The sequence below is a fragment of the Rhizobacter sp. P2_H3 genome (assembly GCF_056403355.1).
This window is the reverse complement of sequence record NZ_JBFUFQ010000115.1, coordinates 1-17,629: the sequence shown is the minus strand read 5'-3', so window position 1 is coordinate 17,629 and position 17,629 is coordinate 1. Positions and strand designations below refer to the sequence as shown.

The window sequence follows — 17,629 nt, the reverse complement described above, 5'->3', positions numbered from 1 at the left end:
CTGCCGGCCCTGCCCGCCGTGGCCGACAGCGCCACGCCGCCGCTGAAGCTGAACCCGATCCAGGTCAACGAACGGCAGGTGCTGCTGCAGATGCTGGAGCAGCACCGCTGGAACGTCAGCAATGTCGCCAAGGCGCTCGATGTCAGCCGCAACACCCTCTACCGCAAGCTCCACAAGCTCCACATTGAAATCTCGCACCCCGAGTGATGCGCTGACCCCGCTCGGCGACGACGACGCCCCGCCGGTCGACGCGGCGCCGCGTTCGCGCTTTGCGTGGTGCATCACCGGCTCGGGCCACTTCCTCGACGAATCGATGGCGCTGGCCGCGCGGCTGCCGGCCTGCGACCTGTTCCTGTCGGCCGCAGGCGAGGAGGTGCTGGCGATCTACAAGATGCCGTTCGAGGAGCTGAAGCCGCGTTTCCGGGTCTTCCGCGACAAGACCGCGAGCGGCGTGCCGGTCGGCATGCTGTACGACGACGTGTACCACACGGTGGTGCTGGCACCGGCCACCAGCAACACGGTGGCCAAGTGCGCCTTCGGCTTCAGCGACACGCTGCCCACCAACATGTTCGCGCAGGCCGGCAAGCTCGGCATCCCGGGCATCGTGTTTGCATGCGACACCGAACCGGTGGTGGTGACGAAGTCGCCGCACGACTGGGTGACGCTGCGCCCGCGGCGCATCGAACTGGACAACGTGGACCGCCTTCGCGACATCGACTTCTGCCATGTGGTGTGCTCCCCCGCCGAACTGGAGGCCGCGCTCGATGCGCGCCTGAAGGAGCTCGCCCTCGCATGGACCAGCCCGTAGAACACATCGTCTTCCTGACCGGCCACCTGGCCCGGCCCAGCCTGGAGCGGGTGCTGGGCGGCATCGAGTCGGCGCCCTTCACCTGGGAGGTGCGCGACCTGGGCCTGCAGGTGGCCGCGCTGATGACGGCCGAGATGATCGCGCGCCGCGTGCCCGGCCCGGTTCGGGCCGACCGCATCCTGGTGCCGGGCCGCTGCCGCGGCGACCTCGACGCGCTGACGCAGCACTACGGCATCCCGGTGCAGCGCGGCCCCGAGGAGCTGAAAGACCTGCCGCGCTTCTTCAACCGCGCAGCCAGGCCGATGGACCTGAGCGAGTACGAGGTCGCGATCTTTGCCGAGATCGTCGACGCACCGAACCTGTCGGTGGACGGCATCGTCGAGCGCGCGCGCCAGTTGCGCGCCGACGGCGCCGACGTGATCGACCTCGGCAGCCTGCCGGCGACGCGCTTCGACCACCTGGCCGACAGCGTGCAGGCGCTGAAGGCCGAGGGCTTCCTGGTGAGCGTCGATTCGAACGATGCGCAGGAACTGCTGCGCGGCGGCCGGGCCGGTGCCGACTACCTGCTGAGCCTGACGCTCGACACGCTGTGGGTGGCCGGCGAGGTGGAGGCGGTGCCGGTGCTGATCCCGCGCACGCCGGCCGACGAGGCCTCGCTGCATGCGGCCGTCGAGCAGATGCAGCGCATGGGCAAGCCGTACATCGCCGATTCGATCCTCGACCCGATCCCGTTCGGGCTGACCGCGTCGATCGTGCGCTACCACCGGCTGCGCGAGCGCTTTCCGGACGCGCCGATCATGCTGGGCATCGGCAACGTGACCGAGCTGACCGAGGCCGACACCAGCGGCATCAACGCGCTGCTGTTCGGCATCGCCGCCGAGCTGAACGTGGCCGCGGTGCTGACCACGCAGGTGAGCCCGCATGCGCGCCGCGCGGTGCGCGAGGCCGACTGGGCGCGCCGCATCATGCATGCCGCGGCCAGCCACGGCCGCCTGCCCAAGGGCATCAGCGATGCGCTGATGACGGTGCATGCCAAGCACCCGTTCCCCGACACGCCGCAGGAGATCGCCGAGACCGCGGCGCAGGTGCGCGACCCGAACTTCCGCGTGCAGGTCTCGCCGCTCGGGCTGCATGTCTACAACCGCGACGGCCTGCGGCTCGGGCAAGGCGCCTTCGAGCTGTGGCCGCAGCTGAAGCTGGAGCACGATGCGGCGCACGCGTTCTACATGGGCGTGGAGCTGGCGCATGCCGAGATCGCGTGGAAGCTGGGCAAGCGCTACGTGCAGGACCAGCCGCTCGACTGGGGCGTGGCGGTGGAGACGCGGGCGCAGGATCTGAACAGCTGGTGTGCACCGGGGACCACGATGACCACCGGCCAGGCGAGGAACACGAAAGAATGAACGACGTCATCTACGAAACGGTGGTGACCACGCTGTCGGCCGACGGCGTGCCGCATGTGGCGCCGATGGGCGTGCGCTACCAGGGCGAGCACGTGGTGCTGATGCCGTTCAAGCCGTCGGCCACGCACGACAACATCGTCGCGACCGGCCATGCGGTGCTGAACCTGCTGACCGACACGCGTGTGTTCGCCGGTTGCGTGACGGGGCGCAAGCTGTGGCCGCTGGTGGCGGCCGAGAAGATCGAAGGCCGGCGGCTGGCGAATGCGCTGGGGCATGTGGAGCTGGCGCTGGCCGAAAGGCGCGACGACGTGCAGCGGCCGGTGCTGCGGATGGCGCGAGTGCATGAGGTGGCGCATGGGCCGTTCATCGGATTCAACCGCGCGCAGGCGGCGGTGATCGAAGGGGCGGTGCTGGTGAGCCGGCTGCACATGCTGGCGGCGGAGAAGATCGATGCGGAGATGGCGTACCTGCAGATTGCGATCGACAAGACGGCGGGGGACGGGGAGCGCGAGGCCTGGGGGTGGTTGCGGGAGGCGGTGGTGCGGCATCGGGCGGGTGATGCGAAGAAGGAGGCGCGGTGATGACGCGCATGCGGCTGCTGGTGAGCGTGCGGGATCTGGACGAGGCCTTGCTGGCGGCGGAAGGCGGGGTGGATTTCATCGACCTGAAGGAGCCGCGCGAGGGCGCGCTGGGGGGGCTGCCGGTGGCGACGATCCGGGCGGTCGTGCGGGGGTTGCGGGAACGGGGAATTGCGTTGCCGATCAGCGCGACGATTGGGGATGTGGGGATGGATCAGCTCGATCTCATCGAAGCGCGTGTGGAAGCGGTGGGGGCTTGCGGGGTCGACTACGTCAAGGTTGGCATTGAGCGCTCACCGGATGCTGCAGAGGTGCTCGACATGCTGGCGGAAAGTCGGCATGCGGTGGTGCCGGTGTTCATTGCGGATGCGGGGCTTGACACCGGGCTGATTGCGCGAGCTTGCCGGCTGGGGTTCCCGGCGGTGATGGCGGACACGGCGGACAAGCGGGCCGGGAGCATCTTTGCGTGCGTGGGCGCAACGGAGTTGCAGCGCTTCGTGGCGACGGTGCGCGAGGCCGGCAAGCTGGCCGGGCTGGCCGGTGCCTTGCTGTTGCCGGATCTGCCGGCATTGCGTGAACTGGCGCCCGACTTCGCCGGGTTCCGCAGCGCGGTGTGCGGTGGGGACCGTGCGTCGACGCTGGATGCGCAAAAGGTGCGCGGCTTGGCGGAGGCTGCGCGGTACCTGGCGAAGCTCAACCCCCAAAGTAGCGCCAGTTTCCTTCGCTGACGACCGTGGCCGTGCCATCGACGACCTGGATGGCGGTCTGGTCGTCGATGGCATAGGCGGGGACGCCAATCGTGGCCGCCCACCGCTCGGCGCATGCCATGGTGTTTTCATCGAAGCCGGGATAGTCCAGGTGCGGGAAGATGGAGAAATCGACCAGCCCCAGCGCGCGGTCTTCGCCGGTCATCGGCGGCCTCATCTCGATGAACGCGTCGCCGACCTTCGGCGTCATCACCATGCTGCCCGCGCTCAAGCCGACCCACACCGCGTGTCGTAGCGACGGAAGCATCGTCAGCAGGCCTGACTGGCGCATCCAGTGGGCGAGGTACAAGGCATCGCCACCGTCCGCCAGGAGAACATCTGCCGCACGAACCCACGGAGCCCAGCGCGTTTCGCCGATGCTGGCCAGCGCCGTGAGCTCCAGCAGGCCCACCGACTTCCACCCCAGCTCGACCATCGGGCAGATCGACTGCCGCCCCGCGACGAACCGCCAGGCCGCCTGCGGACCTGCCATCGGATGGCCATAGCTGGCGGTGGGGATGCACAGCGCCGAACACTCGGAGATGGGCTTGCCCAGCAGGCTGAGCAATGCGCCGTGGATGCTGGCGTTCTTGACGCCACCGGACGTGAGCAGGAGTTTCATCGGCAGATTCCTATCGGTCTTGGTGCAAGACGGATGCGTTGATTGACTGTCTCACGACGATCCGCACCGCGAGAAATAGACACTGCGCTGCAAATGCCGATGATGAACTGCTTGTAGTGCCCTGAGCACGGAAAGGCCGCGCTTCACCACTACTCGGACGTCTGGCGACTTCGCGACGGGCTGTTCGCCGAGCTGCATGCCTTTGTGGTGAAAGCCCGTTGATCGGGCTCGTCGGCGTTCATCGACTGCCGTTGCGCCGCGTCAGTCGATTTGCAAGGTGCCGCATCCAGGAGACTGACCCTTTGTCCCGAGCCTCGTCAGGCGATGCGTGCTCACGCGTTGCCTCGGACGGCGCCGGCAGAAAAGCGGCGCGTGTGGTGCCGAACTCCTTGAGTCGATGGTCCAGGTTGATGAGCACGTTGTCTCGTTCTTCGGGGTAGCGTTCGGCCACGCGGCGATAGTGGGGAAGCAGTGAGTGGTCCTTGAGGCCCGCCAGCGCCTGCAGCGCGGCGTGGACGACAAAGCTGTCTTCATCGGCCAACCCGGCGATGAAGCAATGCAGGTGCGGCCGCCGGTCCGGCACCTTGCCCAGCGCGTACAAGGCTTGGCGGCGTATGCCGGCCTGCTCGTGGCCGGTGAATGGGGCCAGGATGGGGCCGCGGTCCACGGGCAGGGCTTCCAGCACATAGGTGAAGAACCGGAAGGTTTCCAGGTCGGTGATGCGGTCGGCAATGGCCAGGATCTCGACTTGCCACTGAGTTGCGTGGTCACGGGCGTACCAATGCAGGCACTGCAGAAAAATCAGCGGCTCCTGCGCAGCCAGCTCGGCCAGCAGCGGCTTGGCCTTGACGGGGTCGTGCTTGCAGAGGATCTGGCAGACGAGTGAACGATGCGCCAGCGCGTGGGGCCGGGGCTGGACCAGTGAGTCCAACGTTACTTCGCTGAGCCGCTTCTTGAACAGCAGCCCGGCGAGATGCTCCTGCGCCGTTTGCGCGTCGTCGCTGCTCAGCCACCCGGCCAGCAGTCGGGCCTCGGGCCCGCCGCGCGTATAGCCGAACCACGAGGGGGTCTTCTGCACAAGGTCGCCCGCGATGACTTCGTCCAGCCAGCGCTCGTACCAGGCGAGGAAGTCAGGCTCGAACGCGAAGACGGGCGGCGAGTGGTATTCGGTGTCGAAGTTGACGACGCGTCCCGCGTGCGCGCCATTGAGCACCAGGCCGTGATAGAGGGAACAGCCCTGCGTGCCCACCGGCAGCACGCCAGCGAACAGCTTGTCTAACGCCTCCTCATAGTCGACGCCATCAAGTTCGTCACTCAGGCCCAGCCCAGCCACGAGCCCGTCCCAATCGGGTTGCGACATGCCCGGCGACAGGATGCAAGGCTTGGTGAGCCGGTCGCGCTCCCGCGGCGCCATGCCGTCACCCAACCCGTAGATGCCGTAGAACGGCCCGGCCGCCGAGCCTTCGTATCCGTCTCCGCCATTGCCCACTTCAAGCACAAACCGTCGATAGGCCTCGGGCAGCGCGATGGTGAGCCGTGCTTCGAAGTCGCTCACGGTGCGCGGGCTGGCCGGCGCGTGGACAGCGTAGCCGTGTGCATCGGCGCCGAACACCTCCAACTTGGGATCGGCGACCCGGGCCCGCGCAAGCTTGTCGAGGATGCGGCGGGTCTGCTGAGGGTCGTTCATGTCGTCGGATCTTCGGGCGGGGCGCCATTCTCGCAAGCGGAGGGCGACGACCGCAAACTGCAACCGGAGCGCCACTGGCCTCGTTCAGTTTCCGGAGGTCATACAGCCTTGTGAGGGAAGAAGAGAAGAGTTTCGGCACGAACTCGCGAGGTCTGCGTTTGCGGGCGACGTCTAGAACGCCTCCTCTGCAGCGGTTGCGGCCGGTCAGCGGGAGACTTCGAATGTCCGCTCACCGCGGCACTGCTGACGCTGAGAGGCGCCCTCGGCAACGCTGGATGGAMAGCGGTTCGTCTGCGCCTCGACCTGGCGCGGCGGGACGTCCGCTCTGCGCGCCCGGGAACTCACACAGTCGACCCATCGGCGACATTCGCGGGAGGCAAAACCCTGCCGCAAAGCAGATGCTTCCGTGTCAAGAAAGAACATCGGGTTCTCTTTCGACCAGACAATGCGCGGCGCCAAGCTCGCCACCGCGCGTCCGCCACGAGCACATCCGATGGCATACGCCCCGACGCGAAGAAGGCTTGTCGCGATGGCGGTGTCGCTGCCGCTGGCTACCGCGATGTGCCGTTCCCTCGCGGCGACTCGAGTTTCGTATCATCCGCCACGACAAGGTCTGTTGAACCAATTCCATCGCAGGACCCTTGCCTCCGGTAAGGGCGCCGAGATGCCCCTGGACCAGATCCTGGCCAAGCGGCTTCATATGGAAGCCTCTGTCTGCGGCTCGCAAAGCCGCTTGCCAGGGGCGGTCGACAGTCGATCCACAACGAGAACACACCATCCGATGGTCCTCTTGAACGCCCTACTTGCCGCGGCCACTTGTATGTCYGCACACGAGCCTGATCGCCTGCTGGATGACTATCGTGCCGCGATCTCGGCACCCGTCGAGAGCCGTGGAACGTGGTCGGGCCGCTATGCATTCCAAAGCGCCGGCCTCACCGGCGAAAGCACAGTGACCATCGATCTGCAGACCGGCATCTACCGCAGAGAACTGCGGGCCGGGATCATGACCGGCGGCGAGGGCTTTGACGGCCACCTGGCCTGGCTCCGCGACCTGTCGGGTTTCGTCACATCTCAAGAAGGCGGAGATCGCCGTTCGCTGGCGATCAACGAGGCCTACAGGAACGCCAATCTTTGGTTGCGCGCCGACCGCGGCGGCGCGTCGCTCGAGTCGATCGGCTGCGGTGGAATCCGCGTGACGCCGCCAGGCGGAAAGCCGTTCGAGGCATGGTTCGATGCCAGCACGCGCACCCTGCGCCGGCTACGCGAGGCGCAGAGCTTCGGGACGACGGTGGAAACAACCTTTGACGACTATCGCAGTGTCGATGGCCGAGTCGTGCCGATGCGGATCGAAATCATGTACGGCGACAGTCCGGATAGCAAGGAAACGCTGCTCCTCAAAGACGTTGCTCGCGGCGAGCCAAAAATGCCGGCCGCGTACGCCATGCCAGACGACAACCCGCGGGATTGGAAATTGCCGCCCGCGGGCGAGACGACACTTCCTTTCCGCCTGGTCAACAACCACATCCTCGTCGATGTGAAGGTCGATGGGCGTGGCCCGTTTGCCTTCATGGTCGACACCGGTGGGCATAACATCGTCACGCCGTCGACGGTGGCGGCGCTGGGTCTGAACGTCAAGGGATCGACGTCGACCTCGGGCTCGGGAGAGACGGTGGTCACCGGCGGCTATGCCCGCATCGGCGAAATTGATGCTGGCGGTGCGGTGCTGGCCGATCAGACTTTTTTGACCCTCGAGTTCAGTCCCCCCGAGGTTGAAGGCCTCCAACTCGGTGGAATGCTGGGAGCGGAGTTTTGCGAACGTTTCGTCGTCATGGTCGACTACGGGGCTCGCACGATCACGCTGATCGACCCGCAACGCTTCGAACCGGCCAAGCAGGCGTCGCTGGGTATTCCCCTGCCGATGCGCTACTACCTGCACATGCCTCAGGTCGACGGTGCTGTCGACGGGCGATCGGCGCGCTTCAACATTGACACGGGCGCGAGGGACGAACTCGTGCTGACGAGCACGTTTGTCGCATCCCACAGGCTGCGGGACGAATACCCGCACGGCGTGACCATGACAACCGGGTGGGGCGTCGGTGGCCCTTCGCGCACGTATTCCGTGCGCCCTGACACCGTGTCGCTAGGGCCTGTTACTGTCCAGCGACCGGTGGTCGGTCTCAGCGCGGCCACCAAAGGCGTGTTCGGCGACCCATCCTTCGACGGGAACGTCGGAAGCGGGTTGCTGAAGAGGTTCGTGGTGACGTTCGACTATGCGCGCAAGACGCTGTACTTGGCGGCTCTCGCCAAGACAGATCCGGACACAGGCAGCTTCGACCGCATCGGCATGTGGCTCAATCTTGACTCTGCCGGCCAGACGGTGATGGACGTTCTTCCGGGCGGGCCCGCTGACGTGGCAGGACTCAAGGTGGGTGATTTGATTACTGACATAGATGGTGTTGCGCATGACCACCGTTCGCTATCGGACACCCGGCGAGCCATGAAGCTTATGTCACTGCGGAAAACTGTGGTCATTCGCTATCGGCGGGGCGCGATCGCCTTGGAGACGATCGTCCAGCCCCGGGAACTGCTTCCAAGATGATCGAGACGCTGTTCTCACATCGACGCGACGGAGGCACACCGCTGTCGAGAAGGCGGCGCGCCAGAGCCGCAGGGGCTTGCAACCCTGAGCAGCCTGTCGAGGTATCGCAAGACGCACGCTGACCGACGTTCATCCCGCAAAAAGCAGATGGCGCCCGAGATGATCGAGCCACAGATCCCAGTTCAGGGTGATTGCCACCAGACTCGCCGTATCGCCCACGATGTGAGCCACCATATTTGCCCAGAGGTTCCCGCGCTGCTGAAGAACGAGTAAGCCGAACAGCAGGCCCAACGTGCCGGTAAGCAGCATACCGCTCGGCCCCTGATGTTCGTGCGCCAGAGAAAAGAGGATCGCGGCCAGCAAGACTGCAGCGAATCGCGCCGGCCTTGAGTTTCCCAATAGCTCTGCGGTTTGAGAAATGAGATAGCCGCGATAGACGATTTCTTCGCCAATTCCGGCGGATATCCAGACCGTCGGCAAAAGCGGCAGCAGCGAGCGCCAGTTGCCACGCAAGTTGTCAAACCTGCTCAGATCGCGATGCGTCGCGGTGACGTGGTCGATAACGGGGCCAAGCAGAAGACGACTCGACAGCACCAGCACAATCCCTACCATGGCACCGAGTAGGACGGCTTGCCCCAATTTGCGAGGTGGCGCAAGTCCCAACTCGGTGATGGGCGCCCCTGGTTTGAGTCGAACCATCACAATCGCCAATCCCGCGCCAATAGGAACAGTCCAGTACGGGGAGACCCACGGAATGTAGAAGGCCGCAAGGGGTACGAGCACCAGTCCTGCGAAACCTGCAATGTGGGGACGTGAAAACATTCTAGAGATAGCACCTTCGGGGCCGCCTGCCACAACTCCGCGCCCCCAAAGCAGTCCTCCACGAGCGGCAGAATGTGGCCGGCTACAGCTGTTTGCTCTGTTGACGCCTTATTCGAACATGTCACGGCGAGACTGCAGCCTGTGCAACCACCACCGGCCTAGACCAGCGATGGGAAGGCCGAGGATCGTGCCAGTCGCGAGAAGCGTGAGCCGCCAATCAATCGTTGGAGCCGTGTCGCTTGGTGCGCCAGGGGCAGACAGAGCGAGCGCGACTCCCGGCGCAATCGCTACAAGGACGTAAGGCCACAGACGCGGTCGCGCAACCAGCAGAAGCGCGAGCACAGTCGTGACGACTATTCCCATCCAGCCCATTGATCCCATGCTACTCGAATGCAGTCGTTCGCGATCGGCTGCTTGTGGCCGACAGTGTATGTTCGTGGAATCGCCTGCAAGCAATCGATCGCTGCCGGGACGGTCGCCACGTGCGACCGCTTTCGGGGCGTCGGGTGAGGGGCACGGTCGGCCAGGTGCGGTCGGTCAGCAGCGTCCGCTTTGGGCACGATGCGTCTAGGTGCCTGAGGAAGTTGAGATTGGAACGCCGACGATGTTGGACGGACAGCGACAGGGGTTGAACCTGCACCTTCTAGAGGATGGTTTTTGCCATGCGTCTACCAAATTTCGCCACGCTGCCCGCAGTCAGTGTATCGGCGCTTGAAGGCCGCCCCGGTATGCTGGTGCGACGCTGACAACCACGAGGCGCCCAATGCACGTAGACCTTGTTGCTGAGCCGCAATACGAGTCCCTGATTGATCTGCTTTGCGAGTTGCATGCCTACTACAACGAAGGCGCCGTGATCGCCCGAGATGTCGTGCGGGAGCACCTGCTTGACAACTTGCTGGGACCGAGGTCGCCACACCGCCTGATCGTGGCTACGGCGGACGGCAATCGTGTGCTTGGCCTGGCCGCCATCACACTCGTCTACTCGCTCGTAGACTTTGCGCCGGATATGCGTCGGCACTGCCAGCTGAAGGAGCTGTATGTGAGTACGGCCCAGAGGAGCCAAGGGGCCGGCAGGGCACTCATGGCATGGGTTTCTCGGTACGCCCGGGATAACGGCTGCAGCCGCATCGACTGGCCGGTGAAGGCGTCCAATATCCGAGGAATGTCCTTCTACGAAGACCTCGGTGCTGCGCTCGTGTCGGAAAGACTCAGCTATCGACTCTCGGAGCCAAACCTGAGTGCCCTTGCATACGAAGGGTCCGGAGTGTCCTGTGACGGCGCCGCATAGCGCGATATGACGTTGGCGAGCGTCGGCTTTGCGTCCGCCTGAAAACCCGCGTCTTCTACAGATGGCATCCGCAGCCCCGGGCCTGCCAGACGACGCGCTGCGCGGCCGGGCTGACGAAGGCCACGGGTGCCGTGTCCGTTCGAGCGGCACCCTGGCCCACCCGTATTTCAAGCCGTGCCATAGAGTTGGTCCTGCGCTGCGCCGAAGTGCGTCATTTCCTCGATGTCCTCAGCCGGCTGCTCTTTCTCGCACAGTTCCGACGCATGGGAGCTTGCAGCCAAGGCCGTCCCCAGCATCGCGAAGGCAGCCGTGGAGTAGATGCCGAAATCCCAACCGGCGGCGCCAGTCACGCTGTTGGTGATGGCGCCGACGGCCTTGATGCCACCGGCCGTGATCATGGTGGCGGTGTACTTGTTGTAGTTGTAGAAGGTGTTGCAGGCTTCCGCGGTGGCCCATATCAAGTTGGGCAGCACCCCCACAACGCCGGCCGCGGTGTCATTCCCAGTGGCCTGCAACACGCCTTGGGTGAACTGCGTTGCGGCTGCCGCAGCATTCGCCAAGGACTGGATCTTCTCGACCCCGTCCTTTGACGTCCAGTACTGGTAGCCGGCAGAACCGAGCAGCGCGGTGCCGGCCACGATGTTCACAACAGGCTGCGCTTCCTTGGGCAGGTAGTTGGGCACGACCGCCAGGAAGTTGAAGGCCTCGCCGATCATCCCCGCCAGCTTCTCGCCCATGATGCCGGTGCGGCCTCCGCCTTGCGACGACGCCTCATCCCCATCCTCCCTTTGCGCGACGGCTCGTTGCGTCACCGAGCCCCAACTCGCCATCGCGCGGCGCTGCGCCTGCATGCGCGGCGAGCGGTGGATGTGGTCGGCCAGCAGTTGCCGCGCAGCCCTCGGCACCGAGGTTTCGTCAGCGGGCATCGCCGCGGGCTTGCGGAGCTGGGTCGCGTCGCGGCGGGCGCTGTGATTTGTTGTCATGGTGGCTCCGGGTTGGCGCCGAGCTTCACGTTCCGGCAGATCCAGCCTAAGGGGCCGGGCCGTGATGCACCATCAGCACGTGACGGACAAAGGCCTGCCGTTTTGCTGAGATGGGGCTTCCCACAGCCCCGCCGATGAAGGCCTGGACTTTGACCACCACCCGCGCGACTGACCGAAGTCCACCCTCGTCAGCCCGAGCGGCCATCCGCAAACCCGAGGTGAGGACACCGTCATTCGACAGCCGCAGATTCGTTCTCCGTGTGCCGGTCAGGCTCCGTGGTGCGGAGGATTTCGTTCAGAACGGAAGTGGCGTAGTTCCCGGCGCGCAAAGAGAACGTGAGCGCCAGTTGATGGGCTTGCGGCCATTCCCATGACATGTCCGCCGGGCTCGCCACCAGGCTGCGGCGCTCCTGATCCAGGCCGGCGTGCTCCATGCCGTCGCACAAGGTGGCGTGACGTTCAGCCACGCCGTTTTCCAGAGCCTGCGCTTGATCGGTGGTGATCACGCGGCCTCGTCCCCAGAGCGGTCCGGTGGGTCGGCCTGCCTCGTCCATCACGTCACCAGGCAGGGTCTTGCCCCAGAGTCCCTGTTGAACTCGCAGCGCCAGCACTTCATTGAAGACGAAGGAGCGCACCGCCGACAGGTAGATGCCCTTCTTCTTCGGGTTGCGCACGCGGATCTCGCGCGCCAGCATGGCGCGGCCCTGCATCACGTTGCCACCGTCGTGGCCGAAACGCTGGGCGCCGAAGTAGTTGGGCACGCCATGGGACGCAACAGCCTGGAGGTTGGCCTCGATGGCGTCGCGGTTGCCGGTCACGTCACGCAGCACGATGCGAAATCGGTTGCCCTGCAGATCGCCAGGGCGCAGCTTCTTCACGTGGCGGCTCTGACCCAGTACCTTGAATTCCGGGTGCTGAAGCAGGGTCAGGTCGGGCGTCTCGCCCTTCGGCAGATAGATGCTGAACCACTGACGGGTGATGGCGTAGCGGTCCTTGAGGCCGGCATAGCCCACGTCTCTTTCCTGCACGCTGGCGGCCTCGGCCAGCTGCTGGGCGACGAAGGCGGTGTTGGCACCGTTCTTCTCAATGTCCAGCCAGAGGTGTTCGCCCTCACCGGAGGGCTGCTGCAGCGGCAGTTCGGTCACGATGAAATCCTCGTTGAGGAGTTTCAGCGTGGCGCTGGCGCCGCTGGCCGGATAAGCGTTGGGCCACTGCGGCAAGGTCGTGTAGTGAGCGTCGGTCATGAGCAGTCTGGCGGCACCAGCCGTGGACAGGGACGGGCTGCCTGGCCGACCGGGGGCAGTCCAGGCCGCGATTCTCTCCTGACCCGCATGCCTTGACTTCTTCCCGATCTGTTTCGCCGGCGCATCGTTCGCTTCGCATCCGCGGCGGTCCACCGCCTGCCCCGCCGTCAATCTGGCGCCTGACCCACGATGGGCCGCAAACCAAGGACGCCACCATGCCAATTGACCACCGATACGGTTCCCCTCCGCGCAGCTACTCGTACGCCCCCTCGCAGCCAAGCCATTCGCCGCAGCCGTCGCACGGCTACGGGCAGCCGCCGCAGCAGCCCTACGGCTACGGGCCGGCGCCTTCGTCGCACGAGCAGTGGGGCGGACCTTCCCAGTCGCGGACCAGCCACGCCAGCAGCACGAGCCGTCCGCGCACGCGCGCGCCGCATCACCTGTCCGACGGCGAATCGGACAGCGAGAACCCGAACGTGCTGTACCGCTCGCTCCGCCGTGACGAGGACCCGCGCCGGGGCCTGCGGCCGCCGGACGGCTTCGACCCGTCACTGACCGCCAGCCAGCACATCACGGCCGGCAGCAAGTCGAAGCGGAAGAGCGAGTTCGTCTCGGCCACGCGCAGCGCCAAGGTGGCCTCGGCCTGGGCCGCCGAGGGCCCGCCGGGCGGACGCGTGGCACGCTTCAACAAGCCGCGCGGCCAGGAGTCCTACGACATGACCGATCCCGACCAGGCGCGGCATGTGTTCCCCACCGGCAAGGGCTCCAGCCTGAACACCGCGAAAGCCTCGCAGGAGGTGGTGATCCGCGGCCACATTCCCGCGGACCACGTCACCGATGTCTGGGACGCGCACCGGGTGACCATGGAGCAGTACCACGAGGCCAGCGCGGACACCGTGCCGGGCTTCGAACGCAAGAGCCGCTCGCGCACCAAGGCGGATGGCCCACCGAAGCCGGTCGTGCTCACTGAATGGGTGCCGCCAGGCGATCCCTACTACTATCGTCGCTGACGCCCAGGGGCCGGACATGTCAATGTCGCTCGACGGATATTGGGCCACCACGTGCCCCGCTAGAACCCCCGGCCCCCCCCCATCACCCGGTTCTCCCCATACAGCAACGCCCGCATCCCCTCCAGGTCGCCCTTGTGGATGACCTCGATCGGGAACGCCGCCCCCTGGGCCAGCGACGCGAAGCGCGCGTCGACGATGCCCTGCTCGCCCAGCTGCGCCAGCGTCGGTGCTCCCTCCATCCGGCACGACTTCACCACCACCAGCCGTTCCGCATTGAGCCGCCGCGCCAGGTCGAGCGCGATGCTGTCCGACGTGACCTCCCAGTTGGTCTGCCCATCCGGCTGCTCGCGCTGCAATTCAAAGGGAAGCCACAACGCCGTCTGCCCCTTGTGCAGCACGCGCCGGATGTCGCTGCGGCTCGTCGCCAGCTGCAGCGCGGGGTTCAGCGCGTTGAACTGGTAGGCGGTCTGCGCCATCGCCAGCACCGCCATGTTGTGCGCCGCCAGGTCGTTGAACTGCCAGTGCGATTGCAGGCGCCGCACTTCGTCGGCCAGGCTGCCGCCGCCGCACACCAGCGTCACGCGCCCTCCCCCCAGCTGCGCCAGCAGGTCCAGCCACTGCGGCAACACCGGGTCGGCACTCAGGCTGCCGCCGAGCTTGACGACCCACATCAGCGCAGCTCCATGTCGAGCAGCATCGCCACCGCCACGCTCGGCGCGCACACCTGCGCCCAGGCCGCCACCGCCGGTGCGGCACCGAGTGCCAGGCGGGCCAGGTCGCTGCCGTAGCGGCGGCACGCGCAGGCCGCGCCGTGCGCGGCGGCCAGCACGTCGGCCACCAGGAAGTCGCCGCACCCCGCACTGACGACGACGGCATCGGCCGACATCCGGTGCATCGCCATCACGCGCTGCAGCTGCGCGCCCAGTTCGTCCACCTGCGCGGCGCGCCAGTCCTGCGCGAACACCAGCCACTCGCCGTCGCAGGCATCGCGCGCATCCATGCCGATCATCCGCGCCAGCCGCTTGCGCGTGGCCGGCAGGTCCTTCGGCGCGTTGTCGGCGCTCGGGTACAGGTCGTGCRCCGGGTCCAGCTCGCCGGTCAGGCGGTACACGTCGGCCACGGTCGCGAAGTACTCGTTCATCACGTTGAGCCGCTCGCCGCGCCACGGGATCTGCCGCGCCAGCCCGCACAGCGGCGTGCGCACCACGCCCTGGTAGACGAGCTCGCCTGTCGCCAGGCGCTGCACGTCGCTGCGCGCCTGCGTGACGACCTGCCCATGCCTGAACGCGATGATGTCGGTGGTGGTGCTGCCGATGTCGAGCAGCACGCCGTCGCCCAGTTCGCGCGCCGCGTGCATCGCGGTGGCCAGCCAGTTGGCCGACGCGATGTGCTGCCACTGCGCGGCCACGCGTTCGCCGTCGCACCAGCCCTGGTCGCCGGTGAAGAACTGCACCGCCGCATCGGGCCAGGCCTCGCACAGCAGCGCCGCGATGCGCTGCACGCCGGCCTCGCGGTGCTCGAACAGGTCGACCATCTCGCCCGTCATCGTCACCGCATGCCGGGCCTGCACGGCCGCGGGCCAGCGCTCACGGGCCGATTGCAGCGCGCGCTCCAGGTGCTCGATGCCCTGCCACAGCGGGCAGGCCCATTGCGCGACATCGACCACGCGGCCGCGCTGCAGCAGGCAGGCCTTGACGTGCGCGCCGCCGATGTCCCAGCCGACGACGGTGGCGTCATCCATGGGCATGCTCGCGCAGCAGGTCGGCCGCGAGGTTGCGGCCGAGCGCCGCCGACAGGCCCACGTAGGCGCAGGTGACGCGCGGGTTCACCTCGATCAGCACCGGCCCGCAGCGCGGGTGCCACACCACGTCGATGCCGACGAAGCCGCGCAAGCCCGGGATGCCCTTCGCCACCTGCGCGGCCAGCCGCGACAGCGCACGCCCGCGCTCGCTGTCGAGCGCGATCGCGTTCACCTCGACCCCTTCGAACGACAAGGCGCCGTCCGCATCGATGGCAATGTTCTGGCGGTTCACGCTGAGCACCTCGCTGCCCTGCGCCGTGCACAGCATCGACACGCTGAGCGGTTCGCCGTCGACCCAGGGCTCGATGGCCATCGGGCTGCCGGCGGTCGAACGCCGGTCCCAGTCGCTCAGCGCGTCGTCCTGCCAGGTGTGCACCCGGGTCGCGACGCCGCCCGCGCCATCGTCGGGCTTGACCACCCAGCGGTCTACCTCCGGCACGTGTTCGAAGGCGAGCGGCGTCGTCACGCCCTGCCCCGCCAGGTGCTGCAGCGTGGCGCGCTTGCCCGAGGTGAGCGCGATGGCCTGCGCGCTGCACCCCAGCCAGCGCGCGGCACCGACCACCTGCTGCATGCGCGCCAGCAGGCCGCCGGTCTCGGGCGCGACGACCCAGGCCACGTCATGCAAGGCGGCCTGGCGCGCGACGAAATCGAACGGCGATTCGCCGCCCCGCGGCCGCACCGGCTCGGCATTGCCCGGCACGCGCGGTGCCCGCGCGCTGGTGGCCACCGACACCAGCACACCGTCGACCTGCAACAGGTCCTGCGCCAGCGCATCGCGCATCGACAGGCCGAGCGGCAGCAGTTCGGCGGCCGCCGCCTCGTCGTTGACGGTGGCATCGCCGGCCGACGGGATCAGCCCGCCGCCGCTGAGATACTCGTAGACGAAAACCCGTTTCATCGATGCTCCTCGGTTCAACTGCATGACTGTCATTCCCGTCATCGACCTGCTGCAAGGCCAGGTGGTGCGCGCCGTGCGGGGTGAGCGGCAGCACTACCGGCCGATCGACTCGGCGCTGTGCGCCAGCAGCGATCCACGCACCGTGGCGCGCATCCTGTGCGAGCACTGCGCGGCGCAACAGCTGTACGTCGCCGACCTCGATGCCCTGCAGGGCGGTGCGGGCCAGCTCGCCGTCGTGCGGCAACTGCTCGAGGCCTTGCCGGGCATCGAGCTCTGGCTGGACGCCGGCTTCGCCGACGTGTCGCAGGCCCGCGCGCTGGATGCGGCGCTCGGGCCGCTGGCGCAGCGCCTGGTGCCGGTCTTCGGCAGCGAATCGCTGCGCTCGCGCGCGACGCTCGAAGCCTGCTTCACGGCGCCCGGGCGCGGCATCCTGTCGCTCGACCGCCGCGAAGGCGTTCGGCTGGACGCGGCCGGTTGCTGGGAGGCCCCCGAGCTGTGGCCGCCGCGCGTCATCGTGATGACGCTGGAGCGCGTCGGGTCCGGCGCCGGGCCCGACCTGGACACCCTGCGCCAACTGGCCGCGCGCTCACCGCACACCCGGCTGATCGGTGCCGGCGGCATCGCCAGCGCTGCCGATCTGACCCGCGCGGGCGCGGCCGGTGCGTCGGCCTGGCTGGTGGCCAGTGCCCTGCACGACCTCGGGTTGCCCCGAATGCCTGCCTGATCTGAAGCACATGCGTCCATGACGGGAGGACGCATCACGTTTCGTGCCAACCGAAGGCGCTCCCCCGGGGGCCTGCAGCGCCCTCCTCCCGCCAGAACCGAGACAGTGTGTCCCGCTTCTGGCCGCTGCAGCGGCGGCGTCCTCGCCGTTGCCGGGGTGGGCCTCGTGGCACATCGCTTGCGTTGAAACCGGCACATGAGCGACACCTCCGTGACCCCGCGCGCCGCCACCGCACGCTGGACCTGCCCGTTCTGCCTGCTGCTGTGCGACACCGCCACGGTGCAGGTCGACGACGCGGGTGCCCTGATCCTGTCGGACCCCGTGCCGGGCGGCGGCTGCGCCTGCGCCCGCCGCGCGCTGGCGCGGTTCACGGCCCGGCCCTCGACGGCCTCCCCCCGCGTGGACGGCCAGGACTGCTC

At 67.2% G+C, this 17,629-nt stretch carries 17 protein-coding genes, 1 tRNA gene and 1 pseudogene; 10 read left to right on the top strand and 9 right to left on the bottom strand.

Annotation, left to right across the window (positions count from 1 at the left end):
- From AC1D1T_RS19735 to AC1D1T_RS19715, 5 genes are all read left to right on the top strand, one after another.
- Positions 1-207: helix-turn-helix domain-containing protein (locus AC1D1T_RS19735; protein WP_477992349.1), on the top strand; the 207-nt coding region annotated here is incomplete at its 5' end.
- Complete coding sequence (locus tag AC1D1T_RS19730) at positions 185-808, top strand: flavoprotein (protein WP_477827216.1); 624 nt, start codon at positions 185-187, stop codon at positions 806-808. The genes AC1D1T_RS19735 and AC1D1T_RS19730, both read left to right, overlap by 23 nt.
- Positions 793-2,208 (top strand): DUF6513 domain-containing protein, encoded by a 1,416-nt coding sequence (locus tag AC1D1T_RS19725; protein ID WP_477992348.1) that lies wholly within the window; start codon positions 793-795, stop codon positions 2,206-2,208. Before AC1D1T_RS19730 ends, AC1D1T_RS19725 begins: the two co-directional genes overlap by 16 nt.
- Positions 2,205-2,789, top strand: coding sequence for a DUF447 domain-containing protein (locus AC1D1T_RS19720; RefSeq protein ID WP_477828380.1), 585 nt, complete (start codon positions 2,205-2,207; stop codon positions 2,787-2,789). The genes AC1D1T_RS19725 and AC1D1T_RS19720 overlap by 4 nt, the downstream gene beginning before the upstream one ends.
- Complete coding sequence (locus AC1D1T_RS19715) at positions 2,789-3,514, top strand: (5-formylfuran-3-yl)methyl phosphate synthase (protein WP_477828381.1); 726 nt, start codon at positions 2,789-2,791, stop codon at positions 3,512-3,514. The genes AC1D1T_RS19720 and AC1D1T_RS19715 overlap by 1 nt, the downstream gene beginning before the upstream one ends.
- Here AC1D1T_RS19715 and AC1D1T_RS19710 read toward each other — a convergent pair.
- Complete coding sequence (locus AC1D1T_RS19710) at positions 3,480-4,154, bottom strand: Type 1 glutamine amidotransferase-like domain-containing protein (RefSeq protein WP_477844354.1); 675 nt, start codon at positions 4,152-4,154, stop codon at positions 3,480-3,482. The genes AC1D1T_RS19715 and AC1D1T_RS19710 overlap by 35 nt on opposite strands.
- A 238-nt stretch (positions 4,155-4,392) precedes the next feature.
- A complete protein-coding gene (locus tag AC1D1T_RS19705; RefSeq protein WP_477826232.1) occupies positions 4,393-5,841 on the bottom strand; it encodes an SMI1/KNR4 family protein in 1,449 nt (482 codons plus the stop codon).
- Positions 5,842-6,622: 781 nt separating this feature from the next.
- On the opposite strand from AC1D1T_RS19705, the gene AC1D1T_RS19700 reads away from it, so the two are divergent.
- Positions 6,623-8,440, top strand: coding sequence for a pepsin/retropepsin-like aspartic protease family protein (locus AC1D1T_RS19700; protein ID WP_477992347.1), 1,818 nt, complete (start codon positions 6,623-6,625; stop codon positions 8,438-8,440).
- A 129-nt stretch (positions 8,441-8,569) separates the two neighbouring features.
- On the opposite strand, the gene AC1D1T_RS19695 is transcribed toward AC1D1T_RS19700, so the two are convergent.
- Together AC1D1T_RS19695 and AC1D1T_RS19690 are read right to left on the bottom strand one after the other, a co-directional pair.
- Positions 8,570-9,262, bottom strand: coding sequence for a CPBP family intramembrane glutamic endopeptidase (locus AC1D1T_RS19695; RefSeq protein WP_477826230.1), 693 nt, complete (start codon positions 9,260-9,262; stop codon positions 8,570-8,572).
- A gap of 613 nt (positions 9,263-9,875) precedes the next feature.
- Positions 9,876-9,953, bottom strand: a tRNA-OTHER gene (locus AC1D1T_RS19690).
- 72 nt (positions 9,954-10,025) lie between these two features.
- On the opposite strand from AC1D1T_RS19690, the gene AC1D1T_RS19685 reads away from it, so the two are divergent.
- The gene (locus AC1D1T_RS19685) at positions 10,026-10,550 is read left to right on the top strand and encodes a GNAT family N-acetyltransferase (protein WP_477826229.1); all 525 of its coding nucleotides are present in this window, start codon (positions 10,026-10,028) and stop codon (positions 10,548-10,550) included.
- Positions 10,551-10,717: 167 nt separating this feature from the next.
- On the opposite strand, the gene AC1D1T_RS19680 is transcribed toward AC1D1T_RS19685, so the two are convergent.
- Together AC1D1T_RS19680 and truD are read right to left on the bottom strand one after the other, a co-directional pair.
- Positions 10,718-11,533, bottom strand: a complete 816-nt coding sequence (locus AC1D1T_RS19680; RefSeq protein ID WP_477992346.1) for a hypothetical protein — start codon at positions 11,531-11,533, stop codon at positions 10,718-10,720.
- Positions 11,534-11,763: 230 nt separating this feature from the next.
- Entirely contained in the window at positions 11,764-12,777 is a 1,014-nt protein-coding gene (truD, locus tag AC1D1T_RS19675; RefSeq protein WP_477827190.1) for a tRNA pseudouridine(13) synthase TruD, read from the bottom strand.
- A 215-nt stretch (positions 12,778-12,992) separates the two neighbouring features.
- On the opposite strand from truD, the gene AC1D1T_RS19670 reads away from it, so the two are divergent.
- Complete coding sequence (locus AC1D1T_RS19670) at positions 12,993-13,787, top strand: hypothetical protein (RefSeq protein WP_477827189.1); 795 nt, start codon at positions 12,993-12,995, stop codon at positions 13,785-13,787.
- 59 nt (positions 13,788-13,846) lie between these two features.
- Here AC1D1T_RS19670 and AC1D1T_RS19665 read toward each other — a convergent pair whose 3' ends face one another.
- The 3 genes from AC1D1T_RS19665 to AC1D1T_RS19655 are packed head-to-tail and all read right to left on the bottom strand — an operon-like array spanning position 13,847 to position 16,486.
- Entirely contained in the window at positions 13,847-14,458 is a 612-nt protein-coding gene (locus AC1D1T_RS19665) for an amino acid kinase family protein (RefSeq protein WP_477827188.1), read from the bottom strand.
- Complete coding sequence (locus AC1D1T_RS19660; RefSeq protein WP_477992345.1) at positions 14,458-15,528, bottom strand: hydantoinase/oxoprolinase family protein; 1,071 nt, start codon at positions 15,526-15,528, stop codon at positions 14,458-14,460. The genes AC1D1T_RS19665 and AC1D1T_RS19660 overlap by 1 nt, the downstream gene beginning before the upstream one ends.
- The gene (locus AC1D1T_RS19655) at positions 15,521-16,486 is read right to left on the bottom strand and encodes an ATP-grasp domain-containing protein (RefSeq protein WP_477841657.1); all 966 of its coding nucleotides are present in this window, start codon (positions 16,484-16,486) and stop codon (positions 15,521-15,523) included. The genes AC1D1T_RS19660 and AC1D1T_RS19655 overlap by 8 nt, the downstream gene beginning before the upstream one ends.
- A gap of 22 nt (positions 16,487-16,508) precedes the next feature.
- On the opposite strand from AC1D1T_RS19655, the gene AC1D1T_RS19650 reads away from it, so the two are divergent.
- Together AC1D1T_RS19650 and AC1D1T_RS19645 are read left to right on the top strand one after the other, a co-directional pair.
- Positions 16,509-17,210, top strand: coding sequence for a HisA/HisF-related TIM barrel protein (locus tag AC1D1T_RS19650; RefSeq protein ID WP_477828781.1), 702 nt, complete (start codon positions 16,509-16,511; stop codon positions 17,208-17,210).
- A 195-nt stretch (positions 17,211-17,405) separates the two neighbouring features.
- Positions 17,406-17,629, top strand: a pseudogene (locus AC1D1T_RS19645) (formylmethanofuran dehydrogenase); the annotation flags it as partial.

What these genes read in the sequence shown, in the direction of transcription:
- AC1D1T_RS19655 (WP_477841657.1), bottom strand. Translation starts at nt 16,486, where the DNA reads ATGAAACGGGTTTTCGTCTACGAGTATCTCAGCGGCGGCGGGCTGATC.
- AC1D1T_RS19685 (WP_477826229.1), top strand. Translation starts at nt 10,026, where the DNA reads ATGCACGTAGACCTTGTTGCTGAGCCGCAATACGAGTCCCTGATTGAT.
- AC1D1T_RS19665 (WP_477827188.1), bottom strand. Translation starts at nt 14,458, where the DNA reads ATGTGGGTCGTCAAGCTCGGCGGCAGCCTGAGTGCCGACCCGGTGTTG.
- AC1D1T_RS19710 (WP_477844354.1), bottom strand. Translation starts at nt 4,154, where the DNA reads ATGAAACTCCTGCTCACGTCCGGTGGCGTCAAGAACGCCAGCATCCAC.
- truD (WP_477827190.1), bottom strand. Translation starts at nt 12,777, where the DNA reads ATGACCGACGCTCACTACACGACCTTGCCGCAGTGGCCCAACGCTTAT.
- AC1D1T_RS19695 (WP_477826230.1), bottom strand. Translation starts at nt 9,262, where the DNA reads ATGTTTTCACGTCCCCACATTGCAGGTTTCGCAGGACTGGTGCTCGTA.
- AC1D1T_RS19650 (WP_477828781.1), top strand. Translation starts at nt 16,509, where the DNA reads ATGACTGTCATTCCCGTCATCGACCTGCTGCAAGGCCAGGTGGTGCGC.
- AC1D1T_RS19670 (WP_477827189.1), top strand. Translation starts at nt 12,993, where the DNA reads ATGCCAATTGACCACCGATACGGTTCCCCTCCGCGCAGCTACTCGTAC.
- AC1D1T_RS19680 (WP_477992346.1), bottom strand. Translation starts at nt 11,533, where the DNA reads ATGACAACAAATCACAGCGCCCGCCGCGACGCGACCCAGCTCCGCAAG.
- AC1D1T_RS19725 (WP_477992348.1), top strand. Translation starts at nt 793, where the DNA reads ATGGACCAGCCCGTAGAACACATCGTCTTCCTGACCGGCCACCTGGCC.
- AC1D1T_RS19715 (WP_477828381.1), top strand. Translation starts at nt 2,789, where the DNA reads ATGACGCGCATGCGGCTGCTGGTGAGCGTGCGGGATCTGGACGAGGCC.
- AC1D1T_RS19705 (WP_477826232.1), bottom strand. Translation starts at nt 5,841, where the DNA reads ATGAACGACCCTCAGCAGACCCGCCGCATCCTCGACAAGCTTGCGCGG.
- AC1D1T_RS19720 (WP_477828380.1), top strand. Translation starts at nt 2,205, where the DNA reads ATGAACGACGTCATCTACGAAACGGTGGTGACCACGCTGTCGGCCGAC.